Source organism: Paenarthrobacter sp. CM16 (assembly GCF_013179505.1).
Lineage (GTDB): Bacteria > Actinomycetota > Actinomycetes > Actinomycetales > Micrococcaceae > Arthrobacter.
This window is the reverse complement of sequence record NZ_JABMCX010000395.1, coordinates 1-3,441: the sequence shown is the minus strand read 5'-3', so window position 1 is coordinate 3,441 and position 3,441 is coordinate 1. Positions and strand designations below refer to the sequence as shown.

Annotated in this window: 2 protein-coding genes and 1 pseudogene; all 3 read left to right on the top strand. The window is 62.6% G+C overall.

Going from position 1 to position 3,441, the window contains the following annotated elements; translation table 11 throughout:
- Positions 1–597 (top strand): tryptophan synthase subunit alpha (trpA, locus tag HP499_RS22335; RefSeq protein ID WP_172326283.1); only part of this gene is annotated, 597 nt, incomplete at its 5' end.
- Between the two features lie 20 nt (positions 598–617).
- Entirely contained in the window at positions 618–1,772 is a 1,155-nt protein-coding gene (lgt, locus tag HP499_RS22330; RefSeq protein ID WP_172326282.1) for a prolipoprotein diacylglyceryl transferase, read from the top strand.
- A gap of 259 nt (positions 1,773–2,031) precedes the next feature.
- Positions 2,032–3,441: pseudogene (locus HP499_RS22325) on the top strand (glutamate synthase subunit alpha); the annotation flags it as partial.

The following is a 3,441-nucleotide window of genomic DNA, read 5'->3' as shown; positions in this document are numbered from 1 at the left end:
ACTACCGAAGCGATCGCCAACGGATTCCGAGTGACCAACGTTTTCGACGTTGTCGCCGGAATTACTGCCGCCACTGATGCGGCAGTCCTGGTCATGACGTACTGGAACCCGGTGATGCGCATGGGCGTGGAGGAATTCTCCCGTCGCCTGGCCGAAGCCGGGGGAGCAGGACTCATTACCCCCGATTTGGTCCCCGACGAGGCCCATGAGTGGTTCGAGGCCTCGGATAAGTACGGCTTGGACCGGGTGTTCCTTGTAGCGCCCTCATCCACCCCGGAGCGACTCGACATGACCGTCAAGGCGAGCCGCGGATTCGTCTACGCTGTCTCGATCATGGGCGTCACCGGAACCCGCACCTCTGTCAGCAGTACTGCTGAAGACGTGGTGGCTCGGGCCCATGCTGCCGGAGCCGAGCGCGTGTGCGTCGGTTTGGGTGTGTCCAACCCGGACCACGTCCGCGAGATTGCCGCCTATGCGGACGGCGTGATCGTCGGCACCGCCCTGGTGGCGGCCCTCCGCGATGGCGGCGTAGACGCCGTCGGGCAGCTCACCAAGAACCTCAGCGCCGGCCTTGGCCGCGCAGCTGCAGAAGCCTAGAAAAGGAAACAGCGAAGCGAATGCAGACCGTCCTCCACGCAGCGGCAATGGTCCCCATGAGTATCCCGAGCCCATCGTGGTCCGGTTTCGACATTCCGCTACCGTGGGGGACGCTGCGTATCCACGCATACGCCCTCTGCATTCTGGCGGGCATCATCGTTGGCCTGTGGCTGACATCGGCACGGTGGAAGCGCCGCGGCGCACCCGAAGGCAGCCTGTGGGATATTGCCATTTGGGCGATACCCTTCGGCATCATCGGCGGACGTCTTTACCATGTGTTCTCATCGCCTGACGCCTACTTCGGTCCGGGCTTTGACGGCACCGGCGATCTCTCCCTGATTCCCCAGATACAGAGGGGCGGGCTGGGCATCTGGGGCGCCGTCATCCTCGGCGCTGTGGGCGCGTGGATCGGTTGCCGCCGCGCCGGTGTAAAGCTGACGGCCTTCCTGGATGCAGCAGCCCCCGGGCTCCTGCTGGCCCAGGCAATCGGCCGCTTGGGGAACTGGTTCAACCAGGAACTTTTCGGCGCGCCCACCACCCTTCCTTGGGGACTTGAAATTGACCCCGCCAACGCGAACTTCCCGCCGGACATGGCAGCGGATACGCTGTTCCACCCCACGTTCCTCTACGAGATGCTGTGGAACCTTGCGGGCGTAGCCATTCTGTTGTTGCTGGACAAGAAGTTTAACTTCCGATGGGGACGGCTCTTCTGGCTTTACGCCGTGTACTACACCCTGGGCCGTGTGTGGATTGAAGCCCTTCGCATCGATGACGCCGAACAGATCAGCCTGTTTGGAATCACCACCAGGCTCAATGTGTGGACCAGCATCTTCGTCTTCATAGCGGCGCTGGCCATCTTCTTCCTCCTGGGCCGGAAGGGACGCCCGGTTCCCGATACTCCTTATTTGCCGGGGCGTGAGCCGGAAGAGACGAAGGAAAAAGAGCCCGCTTCGGTGACGAGCGTCACCAGTCATGATGTGGACGCATCTGTCTCAGATACTGGTTTGCGTGGTAATCTCCCAGATAACCAAAGCGATTCGGGCCACGTTGACGAGCCGCAGGTAACAGCAGGGAAGCCGGAAAAGGACACCACGTCCGCCATGGATTCCACACCTGCCACACCTGCCGCAAGGAAGGCCCCCGGATCCACGCCGAAGGCAGACGACACCAAGTAGTCGCGTTCGGTAAAGGGGCAACAGAGTCACCGCTCGTAGGGCCCAGTCCACAGCGTTGTGGCACCCCGGAAACCGGATCGCAGCATACCGATGTTCACTGGTCAAGCCGGGGCCAGAGGTCTGCGTAACTGTTCGTTGCGCTGGATCGGCTGGCCTACAATTCCAATTACTAGCGCTTTGTTATGCCCGTCACAGGGCAGGCAAGGTGGGGCCAACGTTGTCCCTTCCATACGCACGATCTCGAGGAAGGACGTCTCCCATGACCCATCTTCATAACCCCGGTTGGTCCGAAAATATCGAACCTCAGGGTGCCATGTCTCCGTTCAAGCGCTTTGCCGCGCTCCCGGAGGCCCAGGGTCTTTACAACCCTGATAAGGAGAAGGACGCCTGCGGCCTGGCTATTATTGCCACGCTCCGCGGGGAACCGGGATACGACATCGTGGAAGCGGCTCTGACCGCCCTCCGCAATCTCGAACACCGCGGCGCCGTGGGCGCCGACGAAGGTACTGGCGACGGTGCGGGCCTGCTCATGCAGGTTCCGGACGAGTTCTTCAGGGCCGTCACAGAATTCGAACTGCCGGCTCCCGGCCAGTACGTGGTGGGTACTGCCTTCCTTCCTGCTGAGTCCCGCGAAGCCGGGACCGCCAAGGCAGGTATTGAAGCCCTTGCAGCCGACGAAGGCCTGACGGTCCTTGGCTGGCGCGAGGTTCCCGTGGTCGCTGACCTCGTGGGTGCCATGGCACGGGCATGTATGCCGTACTTCTCGCAGCCGTTCTTCGCCTCCGCCACCGGTGAGCAGCTTGAGAACAACGAGCTGGACTCCCGTGCCTGGCGGATCCGCAAGCGCGCCCAGAACAAGTTTGGCGTGTACTTCCCGTCGCTGTCCTCACGAACCATTGTGTACAAGGGCATGCTCACCACCGCCCAGCTGGAGCCGTTCTACCCGGATCTCTCGGACAAGCGCTTCAAGACCAAGCTGGCTATCGTCCACTCGCGCTTCTCCACCAACACCTTCCCGTCTTGGCCCTTGGCGCAGCCTTTCCGCACCATTGCCCACAATGGCGAGATCAACACGGTCAAGGGCAACCGCAACTGGATGCGTGCCCGTCAGTCGCAGCTGGCCAGCCCGCTCCTGGGCTCGGTTCCCGAGGAGCTGTACCCGATCTGCACCCCCGGTGCCTCGGACTCGGCTTCCTTCGACGAAGTTGCCGAGCTCCTCTGGTTGTCCGGCCGCCCCATCACGCACTCCATCATGATGATGATCCCGGAGGCGTGGGAGAACCACGCCACCATGGATCCCGCCCGGCGCGCGTTCTACGAGTACCACTCCCTGCTCATGGAGCCGTGGGATGGTCCGGCCGCTGTTTCCTTCACGGACGGCAACCTGGTTGGCGCCACCCTGGACCGTAACGGCCTGCGACCGGGACGTTACTGGATCACCGAAGACGGCCTCATCATCTTCGCCTCCGAAGTTGGCGTGATCGAGGTTGAGCCCTCCAACGTGGTCAAGAAGGGCCGCGTTGCCCCGGGCAAGATGTTCCTGGTGGACACCGAGGCCGGCCGCATCATCGACGACGCCGAGGTCAAGGCCGAGGTCGCTGCCGCCAACCCTTGGGCCGAGTGGCTCAAGGACAACCTGATCGATATCAACGAGCTCCCCGAGCGTGAG

Coding starts and splice junctions, on each gene's coding strand:
- lgt (WP_172326282.1), top strand. CDS start 618: ATGCAGACCGTCCTCCACGCAGCGGCAATGGTCCCCATGAGTATCCCG.